Source organism: Streptomyces sp. NPDC003635, from assembly GCF_053587635.1.
Genome location: NZ_JBSFOK010000022.1, coordinates 100,043 through 118,678 on the forward strand (window position 1 = coordinate 100,043; position 18,636 = coordinate 118,678).

Sequence of the window (18,636 nt, forward strand, 5' to 3'; positions counted from 1 at the left end):
TTTCCCGCCCGCGGCATGCGGCACATCACGTCCGCGCCCGCGCCGCGTCCGCACCAACCCCGCACGAGAGGCACCCGCATGGCTCCGAAGACAGCCCCGCACGACCCGGACGTCGGGTCCTGGACTACCGACCTCGTCCGGCAGGTCACCCGGGACTTCCTGGCCGGGCACGACCCGACGACCACCACCGCGACCGACTTCCTGCTCGCCAGGTACGACGCCGGGCTGGCCTGGGTGCACTTCCCGCCCGGCTGGGGCGGCCTGGGAGCTCCCCGGGCCCTGCAGGCCGTCGTGGACGCCGAGTTGGAGGCCGCCGGAGCCGTCACCGGTACCCCCGGACATGCCGTCATCGGCCACGGGATGGCGGCACCGGTGCTGCTCGCCTGGGGCAGCACCGAGCAGAAACGGCGGTTTCTGCGCCCCCTGTTCGCCCGCCAGGAACTGTGGTGCCAGTTGTTCAGCGAACCGGGTGCCGGCTCCGACCTGGCGGCCCTGGCGACCCGGGCCGTGCGCGACCCCGGCACCGGTGACTGGGTCGTCGACGGACAGAAGGTGTGGACCTCCCACGCCCATGAGGCACGCTGGGGCCTCCTGGTCGCCCGCACCGATCCAGCGCTGCCCAAGCACCAAGGACTCACCTACTTCGTGGTCGACATGACCGCGGCCGGGGTCGAGGTGCGTCCGCTGCGGCAGGCCACCGGCGAGGCCGAGTTCAACGAGGTCTTCCTGACGGGGGTGCGGATCCCCGACACCCAGCGCATCGGGGGCGTCGGGGACGGCTGGAAGGTCGCCGACGCCACGCTCATGAACGAACGGATCGCCATCGGCGCCGACGCCCTGCCACGCGAGGGCGGCATGATCGGAGCCGTGGCGGAGCTCTGGCGCCACCGGCCCGAGCTGCGCACCCCCGGGCTGCACCAGGCTTTGCTGCGGCACTGGGTGGACGCGGAGGCACTTCGGCTGACCGCGGAGCGGCTGCGCCGCCACCTCGCCGCCGGACGGCCCGGACCCGAAGGGGCCGCCGCCAAGATCACCTACGCCCGCCTGAACCAGGAGCTGTCCGGACTCGCCCTGGAACTGCTCGGTGCGGAAGGGCTCCGTTACGACGACTGGTCCTTCCGCAGGCCTGACCCCGACCAGGATCCTCTGCAGCGCTGTTTCGGCTACCTCTACCTGCGCTGCAAGGGCAACTCCATCGAGGGCGGCACCACGGAGGTGCTGCGCAACATCATCGCCGAGCGCGTTCTCGGCCTCCCCCAGGACATCAGAACGGACAAGGACATGCCGTGGAAGGACCTTCCCAGGTGAGCGCCGACCGCGCGGCCGGCGCCGTGACAGACCTCCCCTACAGCGACGTCGAGGAAGAACTGCGGTCGCAGCTGCAGAAGTTGCTGCGCCAGAGGTACTCCGGTGACGGACTCGTCGGCCGAGTGGAGACCGAAGAGGCACACGACACCGGGCTGTGGCGGGCACTGGCCGGTGAACTGGGCGTCGTGGGACTGGCCGTGCCCGAGGAACTGGGCGGCGCGGGCGCCACCTGGCGCGAGACCGCGCTGGTCCTGGAGGAGCTGGGAGCGGCCGTCGCGCCCGTGCCCTACCTCGGCCACAGCGTCGTGGCCACGGCCGCGCTCCTCGCGGCGGGCGACGTCGCTCTCCTGCCCGACATCGCTGCCGGACAGCGCATCGCCGCCCTCGCCGTCCCGTTCACGACCCTGCCGGACGGCGAACCATCCTGCTCGGTGAAGGCCGCCGACGGCACCGCGAGCGGCACCGTCACAGGCGTCGCCGACGCGTCGGCCGCCGACGTACTGCTCGTTCCCGCCGCCGGGCCGGCCGGTGCCCTGCTGCTGTCCGTCGACCTGGCCGGGGCCGGACGGTCGGTGCGCCGCACGCCCGTTGTTTCCCTGGACCTCACCCGTCCGCTTACCGACTTCGAACTGCGCGACGCGCCCTGCGCCGTCATCGCCACCGGAACAGCGGCACAGCGGGCGGTGCGCCAGGCCCTCGTCGCCGGAGCGGCGCTGCTGGCCTCCGAGCAGCTCGGAGTGGCCGAGTGGTGCCTGGCGACGACCGTGGCGTACGCGAAGCAACGGCACCAGTTCGCCCGGCCCATCGGCTCCTTCCAGGTCGTCAAGCACCGGCTGGCCGACCTGTGGATCCTGGTGACGCAGGCACGCGCGGTGGCCCGCAACGCCGCCGTCGCCCTGGCCGCCGACTCGGCCGACGCGCCGACCGAGGCGGCGCTGGCCCAGGCGTTCGTGTCCGAGGTGGTGGTGAAGGTGGCAGAGGAAGCGCTCCAACTGCACGGCGGAATCGGGTTCACCTGGGAGCACCCGATCCACCTGTACCTCAAGCGCGCCAAGAGCAGCTCCCTCGCGTTCGGCACGGCCGACCGGAACCGGGCCCTCTTGTCGGGTCTCGTCGATCTGCCCCCGGCGGTGGGCAGGGCCACGGTCTGAGCGGTCCCGCTGATGGACCCGGGCGCGGCCCCCTCCTCGCCGGAGGGGGCCGCGCTCGCGCTGCTGGCGCGTTCGGGCCCCGGGGAGCGGCGCCGGGCCGCCGCCCAGGTCGGTGGGATCACGCCAGGTCGGGTCCCGTCTCCCCGAGGAGCCCGCGGTCCAGGGCGCGGACGAGGTGGACCCGGCCGGGGCACCCGGTCTTGGCGTACACACGGCTCAGATGGCGCTCGACGGTCTTCACGCTGAGCGACAGGGCCTGTGCGATCTCCCGGTTGGACCGGCCGAGTTGCACGTAACGGGCGACCTGGATCTCCGTCGTGGTCAGCGGAGCGGAGGGGGAGGCCCGGTGGCGGGGCACCTTGAGGTCCCGGCGGCGCAGCTCCGCCCCGGCCCGTCGGCACCAGGGCAGCGCGCCGAGCCCGTGGAAGGTGTCGAGCGCTGTGCGCAGATGCCGTTCGGCGTCCGCCCCCGCCGCGCCGAGGGCCAGGTGGATCCTGCCGCGCAGCAGTGTCAGGTGGTGGCGGTCGGCGACCGCGAGCGCCTCGTGCAGGGCGGCCGGGTCCCCCGCGGCGCGGCCCTGCGCGAGACGCGCCTCGACGAAGCCCAGGTGGTCGTGGTCGTCGACGCCGTTCTCGCGGGCCTCGGCCAGAAGGGCAGCCACGGCGGCGGGGGAGGCGGTCTCGGCTTCGATCGAGGCCAGCTTCACCAGCAGCCGTCCCCGCAGACGGGCCGGCAGCGACGGTTGTGCGAGCCAGCGGGTCAGGCGGCGGCGCCCACTGTCCAGATCTCCCTGGACCAGGTCGATCTCCGAGTGGGCCCCGATCGCGGCGCTGGTCAGTGGAGGGTGGACGCGGTCGATGGAGTCCGCCGCCCTGCGTGCGGCGTCCCAGTTGCCCCGGTGGGCGTGGAGCGTCGCCTCGACCATCCGCAGCAGCCCCAGGTGCACCTGTGAGCCGGAGTGCTCCATGGACCGGGTCACCGCGGCGATGTCGGCGAACGCCTCGTCCCAGGCACCGGTGAGCGCGGCACGGTGCACCCGGGCGGCGGCGAGCCTGCCACGGAAGATGTTCCAGCCGCACGTCGTCAGCAGCGGCTCGGCCTCGGACAGCGCTTCCGCACAGGCCTCCGTGTCGCCCTGGAGGGACAGCAGCAGGCCAAGAGTGCTCAGAGCGTCAAGGCGGGCGGCCGCTGGGGCTTGTGACGCGGCGTCACGCAGTCGGCGGACGAGGGTGGCGAGGACGGGGTGGGGTGAGGACAGGTAGCGCACCGGCGCCAGGAACCCCAGCGCGGCGATGCGGTCGGTCACGGCTGCCGAGGCCAACCGCGCCTCCGCCACGTCCGCCGTGCTCACCGCCCGCCGCACCTGCCCCGTCATCAACTGGACATGGGCCGCCTGCGCGGTGAGCACGACACTGTCGTCGGCTGCTCGCGCCGCGTCCACGAACGCGGCCGCCTCCCCCATCGCCGCGTGCTCGATGAGTGCCCCGGCGACGACAGCGCTGAGCCGGGCACCGCGCCCGGCACCTCCGCACGCCGCCCCGGAGGCCGAACTGCCCGTGCGCACCGCCTCGATGACCTGTCCGTCGACCAGCTGGGCGAGCGTCAGCCGGGTGACGAGGTCGGCGCGGAGCGGATGGTCGGACGGGGCGAGGTGCAAAGCCCTGTGGTACCAGGCGGCGGCGTCGGCGGGAGCGTGCGGCAACGCCCGTCCGGCCGCCGCGGCCAGGATCGCGACGGCCCGCGTGTCGCCGTGGTCCGCCGACGCGGCCACGTGCACCGGGAGGTCCGCCTGCGCATGCGGGTGGTCCAGCATCCAGTCGGCGGCGAGGGCATGTGCCCGGCGCCGCGCCGCGGGCCCCAGCTGCCGGTACAGGGCGTCGCGCACCAAGGGCTGGGCGAAGGCGTGCTCGCCCGGGGCGCCGGTGTGCAGCACCCCCTCGACGACCAGGGCGTCGAAGCCCGCTTCCGCCCTGTCGTGGGGCAGTTGGGCGATACGGGCCAGCAGGTCCGTCCCGTCCGTGGGCACGGTCCGCAGCACGGCGGCCGCTCGGGCCACCCGTAGGGTGCCGGAGGCGGTGCCCACCAGGCGACGGACGACCCGCTCGCAGCCGTCCTCGTCCAGGGCGGGCTCGGCGGGGTCCGATGGCCAGGGCCCGGGCACTTGTTGTGGGCCTCCGCTCTGCGCGAGCCGACTGGCCGACTCCACGACGAGGAACGGATTGCCGCCGGTCCTGCCGTGCAGGCGGGCGGCCAGTGCGGGGGACGGCGGCGCACGCAGCACGTCGGCCGCCAGGTCCGCGACCGCCTCGACATCCAGCGGCGTCAGCTCGACGACCCGCAGTGTCGCCGGCGTCTCGAACGTGTCGAGGAAGGCGGAGAGCGGGCGGCCCGAGGCCCGGGGACTGCGCTGCGCTGCCAGGACGACGAGGGGATGACGTGCCGGGGACCGGGCGAGGCGGGCGAGGAGCGTGAGGGTGTGGGGGTCGGCGTGCGTGAGATCGTCCACGGCGAGCACCGTCGGCGCCCCGTCACGCAGGTGGCGCAGCAGCCGCGCCGAGGTGACCGTGACGCCACGGTGATCGCCCCCCTCGGCCGCGGCGGCCAGACAGGCGACCAGCTCAGCCGCGGGGGTCCGTACGGCTTCGGGGCCGGTGAGGCGGACGGTGGCCAGCGTCCCGTAGGCCGTCGGGCAGTGGCTGTCCAGCGGTGTGGCGCGGAGCCGGACGACATGCCAGGGCGAGGCGAGAGTGTCCAGCACGTGCCGTGCGAGGCATGACTTGCCGATGCCGGCGGGGCCGCGGAGCAGGACCGCTCCGCCGCCACCGGACACGGCACCCGACAGCGCGTCCACGAGGACGCGGGTCTCCGCTTCGCGTCCTCGCGGCGGGCGCGGCGCACGGCTCGTCATCGTGGTGTCTCCTTTGCCAGTGGTGGCGCGGCCGGTCCGCGCCGGGTCCGGGTCCTGGCGGTCCGGCAGGCCGGGGCGCGTGCCGTCATGAGGTCACTCGAAGAGGGCCGGGTCGGCGTAGTACAGCTGGGTGAGATCGGCGCGCGAGGCGATGCCGAGCTTCGGGAAGACCTTGTAGAGGTGGTACTCGACCGTGCGCCGGCTCAGGAACAGCTGATCGGCGATCTCCTTGTTCGGGTGCCCTTGGGCGGCCAGTCGGGCGATGCGCAGCTCCTGCGGGGTCAGTACGGCGGACGTGCCCTGCCGCCGGGTCGTCTCGCCCGTGGCCCGCAGCTCCCGCCGTGCCCGCTCCGCCCACGGCGTCATCTGCAGGCGCTCCAGCGAGTCCGCCGCGCTGCGCAGCCGGCGCCGGGCGTGCACCCTCTTGCGGGCCCTGCGCAGCCGTTCGCCGAAGTAGAGCTCGGTTCTCGCCTGTTCCATCGGCACTCGGCCGCTGTGCAGCGCCAGCGCCTCTTCGTACCGGGCGATCGCCTCGTCGTCGTCCTCGGCGAGCAGCGCCCGCGAACGAGCCAGCAGAGCGGGCACCTCGCCGGTCGCGGAGCCGTCCTGCCAGAACTCCAGAGAGCGCATCGCGTCCCGCGCGGAGTCGGTGTCCCCCGCGCGTACGGCGGCCTCGATGCGATCGGGCAACGACTGCATGGTCACCATGGGGTGACCGGTGCCCGCCTCCGGAGTGGCGAGCAGGTTCAGCAGGCCCAGCGCCTCGTCGAACTCGCCGCGCGTCAGGGCGAGTACGGCGAGGGCGTGGCGGGCCGTGGCCACCGCCAGGCCGATCCGGCGGCCGAGGGCGGTACTCAGCGCGGCCTCGGCAGCCTCCCGGCACGCGGGCTCGTCGCCGCGCAGGGCGTGCAGCAGCGCCAGACGCGCTCGGTGCACGGCCGCCAGGTTCTCCTGACCTGACTCCCGGGCCAGCAGCAGTCCCCGCTCGGCCAGTTCGGCGGCCTCAGCCGTGCGGCCCGCGATCATCTCCAGTACGACGACGAGGTCCAGGTGTCCGGGCTGTGCCCCCACGTGCTCGGACGCTCTGGCCCGGTCGCTTACCCTCGCGTACAGCGCCAGGGCCTGGGGGAACTCCCCGAGGTAGAGAGCGCCGGTTCCCGCCCAGGCCACCAGCGTCGGGTCGTCCAGGACCAGCGCCTCGCGTATGCCCTCGCCGAGCAGCGCGCGGGCGTCGGCGATCTCCCCCTTGACCGCTGATCCCATGCCGGTGAGCAACAGGTGGGTGCAGCGAACGGCAGGAGTACCGGAGTACAGGTGGCCCGCTGCGGCGCCCAGTTCGTGAAACCGGTCCAGATCGCCCGCGTGCGAGGCCGCTTCCGCTGCCTGCAACAGACAGCGCGCGGCGGCCTCCGCGTCGGAGGCCGCCAGGCAGTCCGCCGCCCGCGACAGCACGCTGAACGCGTCCGTGATCACCCCGCCGCGCAGGTGCAGCGTCCCACGCAGCTGAAGCAGGCGACCGAGCACGTCGGGTTCGCGCACGAGGAGTTCCGCCTCGGAGATCAGTTCCCGGGTCTGGCGGGTCAGGCCGGCCTCCCAGGCCGAGCGGGCCGTCTCGTACAACCGTCTGGCTCGCGTGTCGGCGTCCGGGGTGAGCCGGGCCGCGCGGTCCAGCAGGGCGCCCGCCTCGGTGTGGTGGCCGCGGGCGCGGGCGTGCTGGGCGGCGTCCGCGAGTTCGGCGGCCACCTCCTCGTCGGGCCCCACGGCGGCCGCCGCGAGATGCCGCGCCCGTCGGCCGTCGCGGGCCTGGGGCAGCAGGACGTCGGCGAGTGCCGTGTGCGCGCGGCGGCGTTCGGCGGCGGGGGAGCGGCTGTGCACGGCGGCCCGCACCACGGGGTGGCGGAAGGTGATGTGCCGGGCGTCCAGGTCGATGATCCCGGCCTCCTCGGCCGCGTCGAGGCAGTCCGGGGAGAGACCCAGCCGGGTGGTCGCGGTGATGACGGCGGGCAGGTCCCCGTGTTCCTCCGCGGCGGCCACCAGAAGGCCGAGCCGGGTCGCGGCCGGCAGGGTGTGCACGCGGTCCAGGAAGGCGCGTTCCACCCCCTCACCCAGGGGCAGTGGAACGGGTAGGGGTTCGCGCCCGCGCAGGTGTTCCGCGGACAGGGCGGTGCCCAGGTCGGCCAGGGTCAGCGGGTTCCCGCCTGTGCGGCGTACCAGTTCCGCTGCCACGGCCGGATCGACGGCGGTGCCCGCACGGTCGGTGAGGAGGGCGCGGGCGGCGACCTCGTCGAGTCCAGGCAGTCGGAGCCGGGGGAGGGCGGGGTCGGCCAGCGGGTCCGGAGCCGTGTCGCGCTGTGCCATCAGCAGGACGATGCCCTGCCCGTGGAGCCGACGGGCCACGAAGAGCAGGACATCCAGCGTGGGGCGGTCCAGCCAGTGGGCGTCGTCGACGGCACACAGCAGCCCGGTGCCGACGGCGGCCTCCGTCAACAGCGACAGCGCGGCCGTGGACACGAGGTAGACCTCGCTCCGGCGCCCCGCCCCCGGATGCAGCACCTCGTGGAGTGCGGTGGCCTGGGCGTCGGGAAGCGCCGCCAGCCGGTCCTGCAGCGGATGCAGCAACTGGTGCAGGCCCGCGAAGGGGTAGGCGGACTCCGAGGGCGCGCCGCGCCCCTGGAGCACGGTCAACCCCAGGGCGGCGGCGCGGTGCCGGGCGTGGGCCAGCAGCACGCTGCGGCCCGCGCCCGGCTCGCCGTGCAGCAGCAGCTGGTCACTGCGCTCGGCGGTGGCCCGGGTCAGCATGCGGTCGATAGCTGCCAGCTCGGCGACGCGGCCGTGGGGTGGGGGTGGTGCGTGGATGGTGCTCGCCTCCGTCGACGACGGCCACCGGTGGAGGGGGCGGGCGGTTCGGGCCCGGGTCGGTGACCGGCGGCGGTGCAGGCAGCCTAGGTCGGACCGGGCCCGAGTCAGGCCTCCGGTGGCTCGGCAGGGCCCCTGACCGGGTGCGGTTGAGTAGGAATCACTCACCTGCGGTCAGGTGGGGCCGGGGTGTGGCCGGGCGATGTACAGGCGCAGAGCCGGGTTGGGGGCGGGCACACCCCGGCTGTGGGGCCGTGGACGGCGCTTCACTCACCCTTGCGCACAACCCGGTCGTGAGGGCGCCCCGGGGCGGCTTCCGTGCTCACCGCCGGGGCGCCCCGGATGGGTCACTCGTAGGTGTCCCCGCGCTCCGCCGTCGCCACCAGCGAGGCCGGCGGTTCGAACCGCTCGCCGTAGCGGGCGGCGAGTTCGCGCGCCCGGGCCACGAAGCCGCTCGGGCCGCCCGCGTACTGGTTGATGTACTGCAGGACGCCTCCGGTCCAGGCGGGGAAGCCGATGCCGATGACGGAGCCCACATTGGCGTCAGCGACGGACCGCAGGACGCCCTCGTCGAGGCAGCGCACCGACTCCAGGGCCTCCACGAACAACATGCGCTCGACCATGTCGGTGAAGGGAACGTCGACGGAGGGCGAGACGAAGGCCTCGGTGAGGCCCGGCCACAGGCGTTCGCGTCGGCCGTCGACGTAGTCGTAGAAGCCGGCTCCCGCCAGGCGGCCCGGTCGGCCGAACTCGTCCACCATGCGGTCCACGACCTCGAAGGCCGGGTGGTGCACCCAGGTACGGCCCTCGGCCTCGAAGGCGGCCCGGGTCTCCGCGCGTGCCTTCTGCGCCAGCTTCATGTTCAGCTCGTCGGTCAGCGCGAGCGGCGCGGTGGGGTAGCCCGCCTGGAGGCCGGCCTGCTCGACGGAGGCCGGGGCCACCCCTTCGGCGACCATGTTCACGGCCTCGTTGAGGAAGGTGCCGATGACCCGGCTGGTGAAGAATCCGCGGGCGTCTCCGACGACGATGGGCGTCTTGCCGATCCGCTGGGCGAGGTCGAACGCCTTGGCGAGGGTCTCGTCGCTGGTCTTCTCGCCGACGATGATCTCCAGCAGGGCCATCTTGTCGACGGGGGAGAAGAAGTGGAGTCCGATGAAGTCCTCGGGACGTTCGACGCTTTCGGCGAGTCCGGTGATGGGCAGGGTGGAGGTGTTCGAGCCCAGTACGGCGTCGGGCGCGACGACCGGTTCGATCTCGGCGAACACCTTCTTCTTCAGCTCGGTGTTCTCGAACACGGCCTCGATGACGAGGTCCGCGCCCGCGGCGTCCTCGACGCTGTCGGTGGCGGTGATGCGGGAGAGCACCTCGTCGCGCTGCTCGGGCGTGAGCTTGCGGCGGGAGACGGCCGCGTCGAGGAGCTTGCGGGAGTAGTCCTTGCCGCGCGCGGCGGCCTCCGTGCTGACGTCCCTGAGGGTGACGTCGATACCGGCCTTGGCGCACACGTAGGCGATGCCGGCGCCCATCATCCCGGCGCCCAGGACGACGGCCTTGCGCACCGTGTGCCGCGGGTGGCCGGCGGGCCGGCTGCCGCCCCGGGCGATCTGCTGGGCGTCGAAGTGGAACGCCTTGATCATGTTCGACGAGATCTGGCCGCAGGCCACCTCGGCGAAGTACCGGCTCTCGATCCGGAAGGCCGTGTCGATGTCGACCTGCGTGCCCTCCGTGGCGGCGGCCACGATGCGGTGCGGGGCGATCATCGGTGTGCCGCGGCCCTTGGTGCGTACCGTCGCCGTGAGGGGTGCGACCACGGTGGAGTTGAAGGTGTGGGACTTCGCGGTGCCGCCGGGGATGCGGTACCCCTCGGTGTCCCACGGCTGCACCGCGAGGGGATGCTCGGCGATGTACGTCCTGGCCCGCAGCATGAGGGTCTCGGGCGAGTCGGCCAGTTCGTCGACCAGCCCGTGTGCCAGCGCGTCGCCGGGTGTGAACTGCCGTCCGGCCAGCAGGACTTCGGACAGGGCCTTGTGCAGGCCCATCATGCGGACGGTCCTGGTGACTCCGCCGGCTCCGGGCAGGAGGCCCAGGGTCACCTCGGGAAGGCCGATGCGCGTGTCGGGTGTGTCCAGGGCGACCCGGTGGTGACACGCCAGGGCGATCTCGTAACCGCCGCCCAGCGCTGCGCCGTTGATCGCGGCGACGACGGGCCGACCGAGTCGTTCGAGCCTGCGCAGCAGGCCCTTGAGCCGGTCGGTGGCCGCGGCCATCTCCGCGGCCCGCTCAGGTGCCGTCCGGCGCAGCTGGGTCAGGTCACCACCCGCGAAGAAGCTGCGCTTGGCGGAGGTGAGGACGACGCCCGCGATGCTCTCGCGTTCGGCTTCCAGCCGGTCGACGGTCGCCGTCAGGGAGTCGCGGAACGTGTCGTTCATGATGTTCGCGGAACCCGCGGGATCGTCCATGGTCAGAACGACGACGCGGTCCTCGTCCTGCTCCCAGCGGATCATGGTGTCAGTCATGCGAGGGGTCCTGTTCGCTTGCGGTGCACGGGTGAGGGGGAGGGGGGCGGCGCGCCGGTCACAGTCGCTCGATGACGGTGGCGATGCCCATGCCGCCGCCGATGCAGAGCGTGACCAGGGCGCGCCGGGCCTGGCGGCGCTCGAGTTCGTCCAGGACGGTGCCGACGAGCATGGCGCCGGTGGCGCCCATCGGGTGGCCCATGGCGATCGCGCCGCCGTTGACGTTGACCTTGTCCATCGGCAGCTCGAGTTCCTTGACGAACTTCAACACCACGGAGGCGAAAGCCTCGTTGAGTTCGAAGAGGTCGATGTCGTCGGTGGTCAGCCCGGCCATGTCCAGCACCTTGCGGGCGGCCGGCGCGGGCCCGGTCAGCATGATCACCGGATCGGCGCCGGTCAGCGCGGCGGCGACCACCCGCGCACGCGGGGTGAGGCCGTAGCGGGCACCGATCTCCTCGCTGCCGAGCAGCACGAGGGCCGCGCCGTCGACGATGCCGGAGGAGTTACCGGCGGTGTGCACATGGTCGACGCGCTCCAGCCAGTGGTACTTCTGCAGGGCGATGCCGTCGAAGAGCCGGCCCAACGAGACGAACGACGGCGGGAGTGCGCCGAGCCCCTCCAGGGTCGTGGGGCGGACGAGTTCGTCGTGGTCCAGCATCGGTACACCGCGGTCGACGACGGGGACCACGGACTTGGTGAAGTAGCCGCCCTCCCAGGCCGCGGCAGCGCGCTGCTGGGACATGAGCGCGTAGGCGTCCACGTCGTCCCGGGTGAAGCCCTCGACGGTGGCGATGAGGTCGGCGCCGATGCCCTGCGGCACCATCTGCGCCGCGGTGGTGGTGTCGGGGTCGAAGGCGACGGGGCCGCCGTCGGACCCCATGGGAACGCGGGACATGGACTCCACGCCGCCGGCGATGATCAGGTGGTCCCAGCCCGAACGCAGGCGCGCGGCGGCGGTGTTGACGGCCTCCAGTCCCGAGGAGCAGTAGCGGTTGAGCTGCATGCCGCAGACCGTGTCGGGCAGTCCGGCGGCGAGCGCCGCCGTCTTGCCGAGGTTGCCGCCCTGGTCGCCGAGCGGCATGACCGAGCCGAGGACGATGTCGTCGATGGCGGCGGGGTCGAGGCCGGGGTGGCGGCGGCGGAGTTCGTCGATGAGTCCGGTGAGCAGTGTGATCGGCTTGGTGCCGTGCAGAGCGCCGATGTGCTTGCCGCGTCCGCGGGGTGTGCGGATCGCGTCGTAGATGAATGCCTCGGTGGTCACGGTGAGTCCTTCGGTCGAGTGGTGGTGAGCAGGACGAGTCGGACCCGGGCGCGGATGTCCGTACTCGGGTCGCTGCGCGAGGGTGGAACGGTCGGGACCGCTCGGCCGGGCGTCAGACCTCGTCGGCCCGGGCCGGGTCGGCGGCGGCCACGACGCCGGCGGCCAGGAGCGCTTCGACGTCGTCGACGGAGTAGCCCGCCTGCGTGAGCACGGCCCAGGTGTCCTCGCCGGGGCGGGCGGCGCGGGTCGGAGGGGAGCACGGGGTGTCCTGGAAGCGGGGTGCCGGCGCGGGCTGGAGAACGCCGTCGGATTCCACGAAGCTGCCACGTCGCGCGTACTGCGGGTGATGTGGTGCCTCGTCGAGGGTGAGCACCGGCGCGAAGCAGGCGTCGACGCCCTGGAACGCCTCGCACCACTCGTCGAGCGTGCGGCGGCGGACCGCCTCGGCGACGAGCTTTTTGCGCTCCGGCCAGGTGTCGGTGCCGATGTCCTCCATCAGGGCGTCGGCGTCGAGGCCGAGCGTGTCGTACAGGGCGTGCCGGAACTGGTGCTCGATGGCTCCCACCGCGATGTGGCGTCCGTCCGCCGTCTCGTAGGTGTCGTAGAAATCAGCGCCGCCGTCGAGCCAGTTGGTTCCCGGGTCCGCCGACCACAGGCCCTGCTGTCGCATGCTGTAGAAGATGCTCAGGAGCTGGGCGGCGCCGTCGATCATGGCGGCGTCCACCACCTGGCCGCGTCGGGTGGTATCGCGGGCGAGAAGGGCCGCGAGGACGCCCACGGCCAGCAGCATCCCGCCGCCGCCGAAGTCCGCGACGAGGTTGAGCGGTACGACCGGGCCGCCACCGGGGCGTCCGATCGCGGCCAACGCGCCGGACAGCGCGGTGTAGTTGATGTCGTGTCCGGCGACCTGGGCCCACGGGCCGTCCTGGCCCCAGCCGGTCATACGGCCGTACGCCAGCCGGGGGTTGCGGGCGTGGCAGTCCTCGGGGCCCAGCCCGAGGCGTTCCATGACGCCGGGGCGGAATCCCTCGATCAGCACGTCCGCGTCCTCGACCAGCCGCAGGACCACGGACGCGCCCTGCGGTGACTTCAGGTCGACGGCCACCGAGCGTCGGCTGCGCCGCAGGGTGACGTCGTGGAAGGACCGTCCCACCTCCGAAGGCCGGTCGACACGGACGACCGAAGCGCCCAGATCGGCCAGGACCGTCGCACAGAACGGTCCCGGCCCCTGCGCGCCGATCTCGACCACTTTCAGGCCTGACAACGGGCCCATGCTTGTTCGCCTCCTTGTCCGCACACCGCCGTGCCGGGCACCGGCCGCGCGGAACACGGCGCGGCCGGTGCCCGCCCTCGGTGCACGGGCACGGAGGGGCCGGAGGCGTGGGGGTTGCGTTGAGAAATGGCGTAGGAGGAACACGGGGGCTCTGGCCCACCCGCGACCTCGTCGCGACCTGGAGTCCCCGCTACGGCCGGTGCGCGAAGGCACCGTCGGTGAGCAACTCCGCGGTGGGTGACCGCCCGGTCATGGGCGCCGCTGGCCAAAGTGTTAGCCGCGACCGGCGTTTGTGTCCAGCGCCGGTGATACGTGTTCGCGGTCACACGCCTACGGCAGGAGGCGGCATAGGGCGTCCGGAGCACGGCCCGCGCGGTCCGGTGCCCGGGTGAACCACGGACCAGTACTCCTACGGATGCGGCCGGCGGGGACCACGCCGTTGGATGGCCCGAACGTCGGCGGTGCCGCCCGGGTGACGGCGGTTCCACCGGCGCAGACGTGAAGGTTGGCTCCCCATTTCCGCAAGCCGGTCGGCATGCGCGGTATCGCCGCGGTTCCGTCCGGCCACTGCCCCCAGGAGGTTTCCCATGTCCTCATCCGCTGGTCGCGTCGCCGTGGTGACGGGCGCCGCCCGTGGAATCGGCGCGGCGACCGCTGTCCGTCTGGCGGCCGACGGCATGGCCGTGGCCGTCCTGGACCTCGACGACCAGGCCTGCCTGCCGGTCGTCGACGCCGTCAAGGCGGCGGGCGGCAAGGCGCTCCCCGTGGCCTGCGACGTCCGTGACGGCGACCGGGTCGCGGCGGCGGTCGCCCGCATCGCCGAGGAACTCGGCCCGCCCACCGTGCTGGTCAACAACGCCGGAGTGCTCCGCGACAACCTGCTGTTCAAGATGGCCGACGAGGACTGGGACACCGTGATGGACGTGCATCTGCGGGGTGCTTTCCTGATGACCCGGGCGGTCCAGGCTCACATGACGCGGGAGGACTGGGGACGGATCGTCAACCTCTCCTCGATCTCCGCGCTCGGCAACCGTGGCCAGGTCAACTACTCGGCCGCCAAGGCCGGTCTGCAGGGCTTCACCAAGACCCTGGCCGTCGAGCTCGGCAAGTTCGGGATCACGGCCAACGCCGTCGGACCGGGTTTCGTCGTCACCGAGATGACCCGCGCGACGGCACAGCGGATGGGCGTGCCCTTCGAGACCCTGAAGCAGCGCATGGCCGAGGAGATCCCGGTGCGCCGCGTAGGCGTCCCCGAGGACATCGCCCACGTGGTGTCGTTTCTCGCGAGCGAGCAGGCCGGCTATGTCTCGGGTCAGGTCGTGTACGTGTCGGGCGGCCCACAGGCATGAGCCCGGCAGTCCGGGGCCGTGTCCCGGTACCGGCCCGGCTCCCCTTCCCGTCCGGAGAGGCGCCGGTTGCCCTCCTCTGCGATCCACCACCCGTGCCGCGGCACACCGCCGTGGACCCGGCGCAGGTTTCGAAGCCGCCGCAGCGGCGCTCCCCGCCCGACCCGACCGGAGGTGTCCCGTGACCGAGAAGCACACCCCAGCCAGTCGCCCCCCGTCCATCGCGCACCTCTTCCTGTCCAGAGTGCGGGAGCACCCCGACAACGAGGCGTACCGTTTCCCCGCGCCGCACGCCGATCCCGTCGGCTGGTCCTCGCTGACCTGGGGGCAGGCCGGTGCCCGCACCCGGCGGATCTCCGCCGGCCTGATGTCGCTGGGCGTGCGAGCGGAGGACCGCGTCGCGATCGCCTCGGGCACGCGGGTGGAATGGTTCCTGATCGACCTCGGGATCATGTGCGCCGGCGCGGCGACCACCACCGTGTACCCCACGACGGACGCGGACGAGATGGCCTACATCCTCGCCGACTCCGGCAGCCGGGTCGTCTTCGCAGAGGACGCCGGACAGCTCGCCAAGCTGACCGACCAGCGCGAGCGGCTGAAGGACGTCGTCGCAGTCGTCGTCCTGGACGCACCCGCGGACGGCTTCGGTGTCGGTTCTCCCGGCCGCGAAGTGCTGTCGCTGGCCCAGTTGGAGGAGCGCGGAGAGAAGCAACTGCTCGGCGACCCGGACTGCGTGGAGCGCACGGTCGCGGCCATCGATCGCGAGCACCTGGCCACGCTGATCTACACCTCAGGCACCACGGGCCGCCCCAAGGGCGTACGGCTCGTCCACGACTGCTGGGTCTTCCAGGCCGGGCTGACCGCCGAGGCGGCACTGCTGACGGCTGACGATCTCGACTACGTGTGGCTGCCGCTGGCGCACGCCTTCGGCAAGAGCCTGCTGTGCGCCCAGGTCGCGGCGGGGCATCCGCTGGCCGTTGACGGGCGGCTCGACCGCATCGGCGAGAACCTCAAGGTCCTGCGGCCGACGGTGATGTCCTCGGTACCGAGGGTCTTCGAGAAGATCTACAACGGCCTGGTGGCTGACGCCCGTTCGCGGGGCCGTCTCGCCGAACGGACCTTCCGCTGGGCGGCCTCGGTCGCCCGTGAGTACGCGGCGACGGCGCAGGCGCTGGGCGTGGCCCGCGGGGCCGGCATGGAGACCGGGCGGGCGCTCGTCCCGTGGCGGCTGCGGGCCCGGCACGCTCTCGCCGACCGGCTGGTGTTGCGACGGGTGCGGGAGGTCTTCGGCGGCCGTCTGCGTGCCTGTACCTCGGGAGGCGCTCCGCTCGCACGCGACATCAGCCGCTTCTTCAGCGGCGCGGGCGTGCCCATCCTCGAAGGCTACGGGCTCACCGAGAGCGCGGCGGGAACGTCGTTCGCCGTGCTTGAGTACCGCATCGGCACCGTGGGCGTCCCGCACCCGGGCACGGAGCTCCGCATCGCCGACAACGGCGAAGTACTGCTGAGAGGCCCGCACATCATGCGCGGCTACCACAACCTGCCCGAACGGACCGCCGAAGTCCTCGAGCCCGACGGCTGGTTCCACACCGGGGATCTCGGCGAGCTGACCCACGACGGCTACCTGCGCATCACCGGCCGGATCAAGGAGCTGATCAAGACGTCGGGCGGCAAGTACGTGGCCCCCGTCGAGATCGAGAGCCGTTTCAAGGGTGCCTGCCCCTATGTCAGCCACATCGTGGTGATCGGCGACAACCGAAACTTCTGCTCCGCCCTGATCACCCTCGACCAGCCGACGATCATGGAATGGGCCCGGACCAGCGGCCTGGCGGGTCTGTCGTACGCGGAGGTGTGCACCTCCGCCGCGGTCGACCGTCTCATCGGCGGCTACGTGGACCAGGTCAACGCCAGGCTCCAACGCTGGCAGACCCTCAAGAAGTTCGCCGTGCTGCCCCGCGATCTCTCGCTGGAGCGCGGCGAGGTCACCCCCAGCCTGAAGGTGCGGCGCAAGGAGGTCGAGTCGTCCTTCGCCGACGTCATCGACGCGATGTACGAGGGCTCCCGTATGCGCTGACGTCTCCTGCCGCGGCCAGGAACCCACCATGGAAAGAAGGAGAAATCTTATGCACCGTACGGTGTTCACCGACGACCACGAGGCGTTCCGGTCCGTCCTGCGTGACTTCATCGCGCGGGAGGTGTCGCCGGTGTTCCCGGAGTGGCTGAAGCAGGGCCACCCGCCCCGGGACTTCTACCGCCGGCTCGGCGAACTGGGCGTGCTCGGCATCCAGGTTCCACAGGAGTACGGCGGAGCCGGTGAGGCGAGCCTGAAGTACTCGATGGTCGTCAGCGAGGAACTGACCCGGGCGGCCGTCAGTTTCGGCACCGCGCCCCTGCACACCAACCTCATCCTGCCGTATCTGCTGGCGTACTGTTCCGACGAGCAGAAGAAGCGCTGGCTGCCCGCGTTCGCCGGCGGCGAGATGATGACGGCCATCGCCATGACCGAGCCGGGCACGGGCTCGGACCTGGCGGGCATCAGGACCACGGCCCGGCTGACGGAGGACGGCACCCACTACGTCCTCAACGGCACCAAGACCTTCATCACGGGCGGAGTCCTGGCCGACCGGGTCCTGGTGGTGTGCCGCACCTCCGCACCTGCCGACGGTGACCGGCGCGGCGGCCTGACCATCCTGTGCGTCGACGCGCGCAGCGAGGGCTACGCCGTCGGGCGTGAGCTGGAGAAGATGGGACTGAAGACGTCCGACACCGCGGAACTGTCGTTCACCGACGTCCTGGTGCCGGTGGAGGACCGGCTCGGTGAGGAGGGCCGGGCCTTCGAGTACCTGACGCACAACCTGCCGCAGGAGCGGCTGACCATCGCCATCGACTCGTGCGCCATGGCCGCGGGCGCCCTGCGCCAGGCCGTGGACTACGTACGGAACCGGACGGTCTTCGGCCGGCCGGTCGCGTCCTTCCAGAACACCAAGTTCGTCCTCGCCGAGTGCGACACGGACCTGGAAGCGATGCAGGCCATGGTGGACCGGGCGGTGGACCTGCACGACGAGCGGGCTCTCAGCGCCACCGACGCCGCCAAGGTGAAGCTGTTCTGCACCGAGACCGCGAGCCGGGTGATCGACAAGTGCCTGCAGCTGCACGGGGGCTACGGCTTCATGGCGGAATATCCGATCTCCAGCTACTACACCGACATCCGGGTGTCCCGTATCTATGGAGGCACCAGCGAGGTGATGAAGATGATCGTGTCCAAGTCATTGGGCGTCTAGTCGCGAAGGCGATGGGCAGGCCCCCGCTCCTCGGCGGTGGGCCGTCGCACCTCGAAGTGGAAGCATCCGTATTCCAGTGCCCTGACGTGCACGAGCACCACGTCCGGGTCGCTGAAGGCATCGTCGAAGGCTGCGTTGAATCCCGCGGTGGTGTCGGCCGGAATCTCCAGAAGGCGTCCACCGGCGATATGGCCCCGGGCGTCGTAACGGCGCACGGTACGCAGGGCGCCCGGCCGGTCGAAGGGGTAGTTCTCGCTGGGAGTGAACCCGCCGCAGTCATCGGCGTGGATGAAGACGGGGCCCTGTTCGTCGTACGCGCCCGGCAGCGCACCCCGGTCGGCGGCCCAGCGTCGCAACGGGGCGTACGAGACCAGGGAAATGCGCTCGCCGGCCCTGATGGGTCGCAGGCAGCAACGCAGCGGGGAGCCCGCGTCCTCGGGGGTCGCGACGTACGGGGCGCAGGGACGGCCTGCGTCGTCGGCAACCCGCAGTTCCTTGAGGGCGGCTGTGTCAATGGGGAGCACGGTGTACCTGGTCATGGGCCCATGCTGGTTCGACGCAGGTGTGTTCGCTGGCGGGAAACGGACGTGACGTTGGTGCGGGCTCACGCGGAAGGCCGACTGTCACACTTGCCGAACGCAGGCCCACTGCTGGAAGTGGTCGCCGGGCCACCGCTCATGAGCCTCCCGGACGAGGGCCGGTGGTCTGCCAGGGCCACCGGCCTGTCGCGTGCTGCTGG

11 protein-coding genes are annotated in these 18,636 nt (G+C 72.3%); 5 read left to right on the forward strand and 6 right to left on the reverse strand.

What is annotated here, in order from left to right:
* The first annotated feature begins 78 nt into the window (after positions 1 to 78).
* Together ACWDRW_RS21690 and ACWDRW_RS21695 are read left to right on the forward strand one after the other, a co-directional pair.
* Positions 79 to 1,308 (forward strand): acyl-CoA dehydrogenase family protein, encoded by a 1,230-nt coding sequence (locus ACWDRW_RS21690; protein ID WP_451725409.1) that lies wholly within the window; start codon positions 79 to 81, stop codon positions 1,306 to 1,308.
* A complete protein-coding gene (locus ACWDRW_RS21695; protein ID WP_451725411.1) occupies positions 1,305 to 2,459 on the forward strand; it encodes an acyl-CoA dehydrogenase family protein in 1,155 nt (384 codons plus the stop codon). Before ACWDRW_RS21690 ends, ACWDRW_RS21695 begins: the two co-directional genes overlap by 4 nt.
* A gap of 118 nt (positions 2,460 to 2,577) precedes the next feature.
* Here ACWDRW_RS21695 and ACWDRW_RS21700 read toward each other — a convergent pair whose 3' ends face one another.
* The 5 genes from ACWDRW_RS21700 to ACWDRW_RS21720 form a co-directional block, all read right to left on the reverse strand.
* Entirely contained in the window at positions 2,578 to 5,367 is a 2,790-nt protein-coding gene (locus ACWDRW_RS21700) for an AAA family ATPase (RefSeq protein ID WP_451725412.1), read from the reverse strand.
* A gap of 93 nt (positions 5,368 to 5,460) precedes the next feature.
* On the reverse strand, positions 5,461 to 8,391 hold the full coding sequence (locus ACWDRW_RS21705; protein ID WP_451725414.1) for a helix-turn-helix transcriptional regulator: 2,931 nt from the start codon (positions 8,389 to 8,391) through the stop codon (positions 5,461 to 5,463).
* Positions 8,392 to 8,570: 179 nt separating this feature from the next.
* The gene (locus ACWDRW_RS21710; protein WP_451725416.1) at positions 8,571 to 10,736 is read right to left on the reverse strand and encodes a 3-hydroxyacyl-CoA dehydrogenase NAD-binding domain-containing protein; all 2,166 of its coding nucleotides are present in this window, start codon (positions 10,734 to 10,736) and stop codon (positions 8,571 to 8,573) included.
* A 58-nt stretch (positions 10,737 to 10,794) separates the two neighbouring features.
* Positions 10,795 to 11,997 carry an acetyl-CoA C-acetyltransferase gene (locus tag ACWDRW_RS21715; protein WP_451725418.1) on the reverse strand — a complete coding sequence of 401 codons (1,203 nt, stop codon included), beginning with the start codon at positions 11,995 to 11,997 and terminating at the stop codon, positions 10,795 to 10,797.
* A gap of 112 nt (positions 11,998 to 12,109) precedes the next feature.
* Positions 12,110 to 13,270, reverse strand: a complete 1,161-nt coding sequence (locus ACWDRW_RS21720; protein WP_451725419.1) for a CaiB/BaiF CoA transferase family protein — start codon at positions 13,268 to 13,270, stop codon at positions 12,110 to 12,112.
* Positions 13,271 to 13,857: 587 nt separating this feature from the next.
* Here ACWDRW_RS21720 and fabG point away from each other — a divergent pair.
* The 3 genes from fabG to ACWDRW_RS21735 all read left to right on the forward strand — a co-directional run bounded on the left by fabG (position 13,858) and on the right by ACWDRW_RS21735 (position 17,897).
* Positions 13,858 to 14,619 (forward strand): 3-oxoacyl-ACP reductase FabG, encoded by a 762-nt coding sequence (fabG, locus tag ACWDRW_RS21725; RefSeq protein WP_451725420.1) that lies wholly within the window; start codon positions 13,858 to 13,860, stop codon positions 14,617 to 14,619.
* Between the two features lie 178 nt (positions 14,620 to 14,797).
* Positions 14,798 to 16,690: an AMP-dependent synthetase/ligase gene (locus tag ACWDRW_RS21730; RefSeq protein WP_451725421.1), complete on the forward strand. Its 1,893-nt coding sequence runs from the start codon at positions 14,798 to 14,800 to the stop codon at positions 16,688 to 16,690.
* Positions 16,691 to 16,739: 49 nt separating this feature from the next.
* Complete coding sequence (locus tag ACWDRW_RS21735) at positions 16,740 to 17,897, forward strand: acyl-CoA dehydrogenase family protein (protein WP_451725423.1); 1,158 nt, start codon at positions 16,740 to 16,742, stop codon at positions 17,895 to 17,897.
* On the opposite strand, the gene ACWDRW_RS21740 is transcribed toward ACWDRW_RS21735, so the two are convergent.
* A complete protein-coding gene (locus tag ACWDRW_RS21740) occupies positions 17,894 to 18,436 on the reverse strand; it encodes a DUF1203 domain-containing protein (protein WP_451725425.1) in 543 nt (180 codons plus the stop codon). The genes ACWDRW_RS21735 and ACWDRW_RS21740 overlap by 4 nt on opposite strands.
* Positions 18,437 to 18,636 lie beyond the last annotated feature (200 nt).

Bases quoted from the DNA above. Each gene is read 5' to 3' on its own strand.
- ACWDRW_RS21690 (WP_451725409.1), top strand. From the start codon at position 79: ATGGCTCCGAAGACAGCCCCGCACGACCCGGACGTCGGGTCCTGGACT.
- ACWDRW_RS21700 (WP_451725412.1), bottom strand. From the start codon at position 5,367: ATGACGAGCCGTGCGCCGCGCCCGCCGCGAGGACGCGAAGCGGAGACC.
- ACWDRW_RS21710 (WP_451725416.1), bottom strand. From the start codon at position 10,736: ATGACTGACACCATGATCCGCTGGGAGCAGGACGAGGACCGCGTCGTC.
- ACWDRW_RS21735 (WP_451725423.1), top strand. From the start codon at position 16,740: ATGCACCGTACGGTGTTCACCGACGACCACGAGGCGTTCCGGTCCGTC.
- ACWDRW_RS21740 (WP_451725425.1), bottom strand. From the start codon at position 18,436: ATGACCAGGTACACCGTGCTCCCCATTGACACAGCCGCCCTCAAGGAA.
- fabG (WP_451725420.1), top strand. From the start codon at position 13,858: ATGTCCTCATCCGCTGGTCGCGTCGCCGTGGTGACGGGCGCCGCCCGT.
- ACWDRW_RS21720 (WP_451725419.1), bottom strand. From the start codon at position 13,270: ATGGGCCCGTTGTCAGGCCTGAAAGTGGTCGAGATCGGCGCGCAGGGG.